General features: G+C 35.0%; 5 protein-coding genes. All 5 read right to left on the bottom strand.

The window, feature by feature from the left end; all coding sequences use genetic code 11:
• Positions 1–308: 308 nt before the first annotated feature.
• Positions 309–1088 carry an enoyl-CoA hydratase-related protein gene (locus tag QHH19_06710; GenBank protein MDH7518014.1) on the bottom strand — a complete coding sequence of 260 codons (780 nt, stop codon included), beginning with the start codon at positions 1086–1088 and terminating at the stop codon, positions 309–311.
• A 12-nt stretch (positions 1089–1100) separates the two neighbouring features.
• Positions 1101–1955 carry a 3-hydroxybutyryl-CoA dehydrogenase gene (locus tag QHH19_06705; protein MDH7518013.1) on the bottom strand — a complete coding sequence of 285 codons (855 nt, stop codon included), beginning with the start codon at positions 1953–1955 and terminating at the stop codon, positions 1101–1103.
• Positions 1956–1963: 8 nt separating this feature from the next.
• Positions 1964–3142 (bottom strand): acetyl-CoA C-acetyltransferase, encoded by a 1179-nt coding sequence (locus QHH19_06700; protein ID MDH7518012.1) that lies wholly within the window; start codon positions 3140–3142, stop codon positions 1964–1966.
• A 73-nt stretch (positions 3143–3215) separates the two neighbouring features.
• Positions 3216–3875 carry a fumarylacetoacetate hydrolase family protein gene (locus QHH19_06695; protein ID MDH7518011.1) on the bottom strand — a complete coding sequence of 220 codons (660 nt, stop codon included), beginning with the start codon at positions 3873–3875 and terminating at the stop codon, positions 3216–3218.
• Between the two features lie 86 nt (positions 3876–3961).
• On the bottom strand, positions 3962–4861 hold a 900-nt coding region (locus QHH19_06690), incomplete at its 5' end, for a NosD domain-containing protein (GenBank protein ID MDH7518010.1).

The following is a 4861-nucleotide window of genomic DNA, read 5'->3' as shown; positions in this document are numbered from 1 at the left end:
ATAACATTTTTACTGTAAGAATGAGACCTAGTTAATTCTGTCCCAATGCCTACACGCCCGCTTTTTTTAACATTGTTAACTTTATTTGAAATCCAACTACTATAGATTATAAATATTAAAAAATTTGTATAAAATAAAAAAAGATACGGTTAAATCATCTTTCCCATATTTTTCTCTAACTCTATAACTATATATTTAATTACACCTATAAAACAAAAACAACAAAATAATAAATTACTACAACCACTTTATTATAATAGGTATAATATTAAAAATTGATATCACTAATCATATCCTAATCATTACCATTATTTTCCCTTAAAAACAGGTTTTCGTTTTTCTAAAAACGCACTCATGCCTTCTTTTTGATCCTCCGTTTCAAAACTCCTAGAAAAATAGTATATCTCCATCGAGCAGGCTTTCTCAAAATCAACATCCATCCCCTTATTCACCAACGACTTAATAAAAGATGTCTGCACAGCTGATTTACCAGCTATTTTACTAGCTAATTTCTCTGCTTCCTCCATGACTTTATCATCAGGCACAACAATGTTCACCAAACCTATACGATACGCCTCGTTTGCATCAATACTATCACCAGTTAACAGCAGTTCTTTTGCTTTCATACGACCAACAAGTCTCGGAAGCCTCTGTGTTCCACCAAAACCAGGGTGTATACCAAGATTAATCTCAGGTTGCCCAATCTTTGCACTAGCCGCAGCTATACATATATCACAAGCCATCATAACCTCACAGCCACCACCAAGAGCATAACCATTCACCGCTGCAATAAACGGTAGACGTGATTTCTCAATATTAATCAAAAGGTTGTGTCCCATCTCAGCAAACTTTTTTGCCTCAGACGGATCCATATCCTTCATCTGTTTAATATCTGCACCAGCGATGAACGCTTTCCCCTCACCAGTTAATATAGCAACCTTTATGTTTTTGTCCTTCTCTAAATCTTCAACAGCCTTCGTCAACTCAACTATTGTATCCTTATTTAACGCATTCAAATTGTTAGGCCTATTAATTTTTATTATCCCAATACCCTCTTTCTTTTCAACTAATATATTTACGTACGACATTTTTTATCCTCCCTATTTGTTATAGTTGTAAAAACCTTTACCTGTTTTACGACCAAGTTGACCAGCCTGCACCATCTTCTTCAACAACGGGCAAGGCCTGTATTTAGAATCATTGAAACCCTCATACAAAACAGTCATGATATTAAGAACGACATCAAGACCAATGAGATCAGCAAGCTCAAGAGGCCCCATAGGATGATTCATACCAAGCTTCATAACATTATCAATGTTCTCAACAGAGCCAATTCCCTCCATATAACAATAGATAGCCTCGTTTATCATAGGCATCAAAAGACGGTTAGAAACAAAACCTGGTCCATCGTTTACCTCAACAGGTGTTTTACCCATTTTTTCAGAAAGCTCTTTTATTAACTTGGTTGTCTCATCATCTGTTTTAAGACCACGAATAACCTCAACAAGTTTCATAAGAGGAACAGGGTTCATAAAATGCATACCAATGAATCTCTCAGGTCTACTAGTAGCTGATGCAAGATCAGTAATAGGTATAGTTGAAGTATTAGAAGCAAAGACACACTCTTTTTTACAAATACTATCAAGCTCTTTGAACAACTGTTTTTTCGCTTGAACGTTTTCAAAAATCGCCTCTATTATTAAATCAACGTTTTTCAAATCATCAAGTTTTGTAGTACCTTTTATATGACCAAGAATCCTCTTTTTATCCTCAACTGTCATCTTACCTTTCTCAATACTCTTGTCAAGAAACTTCTCAATCTTACCCATACCTTTTTTAACAAAATCATCAGTGGTATCGCGAATGATTACATCAAAACCAGCTTGTGCAGCAACAAGAGCTATACCATGTCCCATTTGACCAGCACCAACAACACCTAGTTTGTTAACCTTCATTTTCATTTTCACCTCTCAATTACCATTGAAACAGCGTGCCCACCACCAAGACAAATCGTTGCAAGACCTCTATTTTTATTGTACTGTTTCATAGCATACATCAAAGTTATAAGTATTCTCGAACCACTACTACCAATCGGGTGACCAAGAGCAACAGCACCACCATGAACATTAAACTTCTCCTTTGGTATCCCTACCTCTTTCATCAAAGTAACAGATGCAGATGAGAAAGCCTCGTTATGCTCAAAAAGATCTATATCATCGATTGTTAGATTCATCTTTTTCAAAAGACTTCTAACACCAGGAACAGGCGCCTCCATAACATACTCTGGTTTAACACCAACAGTGTTGTACCCTCTGATTGTAGCAAGTGGTTTAACACCAAGTTTTTTTGCTTTATCTCTACTCATCACCACAACAGCTGACGCACCATCTGTAATCTGAGATGCGTTACCTGCTGTGACAACCCCGCCTTCTTTAAAAACAGGTTTAAGCTTAGCAAGATTTTCAAGAGTCGAATCCTTCCTAATACCCTCATCTTTATCAAAAATAATAGAATCCCCTTTTTTCTGTTTGATTTCTACAGGCACAATCTCCTCTTTGAATTTACCTTCTTCCGTAGCCTTTGCTGCTTTCTCATGACTCCACAATGCAAACCTATCACAATCCTCGCGAGTCACATTATATTTTTCTGCTATAATCTCACCAGTCATACCCATATGAAAATTGTTGTAAACATCCCAAAGTCCATCATTAACCATTGCATCTATTACTCTACCATCAAAAAGACGATAACCAAAACGAGCTTTATCAAGAATATACGGACAGTTTGTCATACTCTCCATTCCACCAGCAATAACAATTTCTGCATCATCACACCTAATCGCTTGGGCAGCAAGTATCACTGCTTTAAGAGACGAACCACAAACCTTATCCACATGGAAAGCACCAGCCTCATAAGGAATACCCGCTGCTATAGCCGCTTGCCTTGCAACATTTTGATTAAGACCTGCAGAAACAACATTACCCATAATTACCTCGTTTACATCAGCTGGTTCTAACCCAGCTCTTTTCACAGCCTCTTTTATAACAATACCACCAAGTTGCGGAGCAGAAAAACCCTTTAAAGCACCATCAAACTTACCCTGGGCTGTTCTAACACCTGAAACTATTACAACCTCTTTCATGTATTTTTTTGCCTCCTCAAAATAACAAGTTCGTTCAGGCAATATAATTCTGATTTAAAACTTTTTCCAAATATTACCTAACATCAACTTTTAAAAAACAGAAATCACCAAACTTAGCCTCAAGCACATCTCCTGCAGCTATCTCACCAACACCCTCAGGAGTACCAGTCATAATAAGATCACCTTTTTCTAGAGTCATAATACCAGAAACAAACTCTATGATACGTTCAACAGAATAAATCATATATTTTGTGTTAGACTTCTGTCTAACCTTTCCGTTCACTTTTAGCGATAAATCAAGGTTGTTAGGATTCTTGATTTTATCTTTTAAAACGACATCACTGATAGGTGCAAAAGTATCAAAACCTTTAGCTATAGTCCAAGGCCAACTGTTTTTCTTTGCTTTATCCTGAATATCTCTAGCAGTAATATCTAAACAAACGAGATAACCAAGAACATAATCCAAAGCATTTTTTTGTGGTACTTCTTTACATTTTTTACCAATAACTATCCCCATTTCAACTTCATGGTGTAAACATTTCGACATCTTTGGAATGATTATAGAATCACCATCGAAAATAACAGAGCTAGCAGGCTTTAGAAAAAGAAGAGGCTCCTCAGTTACATTGGTATGCATTTCCTCAGCATGTCTCCTGTAAGAACGAGCTAAACAAACAATTTTGCCAACCCGTACTTTTTCTCCTTTTTTATCCTTAAAAACGTAATAAGTCATATACAGAGCAAACTATTATCCACTAATTTAAAGTTTTTACAAAAAAATGAAAATAAGAAGAGATAAGATGATTTAGCAGTTAGTAATTATTTGATAGTTATAGTCGAACCAGTTATTGTTTGCTGAATAGCGCTATATTGTTGACTATTTGTTTGGCTGCTGGGTTGACTTTCTGGTGATGGGCTGCTTTGCTGTGAACTACCGCTGCACGGTTTAATTAGAGGATATAGATCTTTGTTGTTTCCACCCAGAATGTTATACGGTGTGTCCCCTATTCCATCTCCGTTTGCATCATCTTCAGTGTAGTCGCTCCAGTAATTTCCTTCATGAATTAGAGTTGAATACCACTTATTATTACAATCCTCTGATGAACTATCATATGCATTGTGCGTATTTTCGATGAAGTTATTATGATATATTTTATTATCTTTACAATATCTCCTTAAAAGAGCATCATAATCAAGATAAATACCGTAATTGTTGTTTTTTATTTTATTATTGGTTATTATATTTTTATTAGAAATATAGAGTAAAATACCGTTGTTGTTTGAGATGGTGTTATCATAAATAAGGTTTTTTGCACCTACAAGAATTATTCCATTTTCGTTATCATTTTCAATATTATTACTATATATAATATTAGAAGAACCCTGTATACTCATGCCTTTTCCATGAGAAACAGTGTTACTAAAAATATAATTTTTATTTGAATATTCAATTATAAGTGTTTTTAAAATATTGTTTGAGATTATGTTTTGTTTACCAAGGAAAATGTAAATGATATCTAAACTGTTTCCAGTAATTGTATTATCTGAATTGTCTCTGTATGAACCTAAACTAAGTAGTCCAATAGAGCCAAGATCATTTGTAGATAAGAATCTGCTATTAGTTATACTTGAGTCCTTTGAGTTATATCCTTCTATACAAAAGTATATTAAATCTTCAGATATCTGCCAGGATTTTAATGTAATATCGCTTATATGTAT

The organism is Candidatus Thermoplasmatota archaeon (assembly GCA_029907305.1).
Classification (GTDB): Archaea; Thermoplasmatota; E2; order DHVEG-1; family DHVEG-1; genus JARYMC01.
This window is presented reverse-complemented; position numbering and strand designations above follow the sequence as displayed.

Bases quoted from the DNA above. Each gene is read 5' to 3' on its own strand.
- QHH19_06700 (MDH7518012.1), bottom strand. From the start codon at position 3,142: ATGAAAGAGGTTGTAATAGTTTCAGGTGTTAGAACAGCCCAGGGTAAG.
- QHH19_06695 (MDH7518011.1), bottom strand. From the start codon at position 3,875: ATGACTTATTACGTTTTTAAGGATAAAAAAGGAGAAAAAGTACGGGTT.
- QHH19_06705 (MDH7518013.1), bottom strand. From the start codon at position 1,955: ATGAAGGTTAACAAACTAGGTGTTGTTGGTGCTGGTCAAATGGGACAT.
- QHH19_06710 (MDH7518014.1), bottom strand. From the start codon at position 1,088: ATGTCGTACGTAAATATATTAGTTGAAAAGAAAGAGGGTATTGGGATA.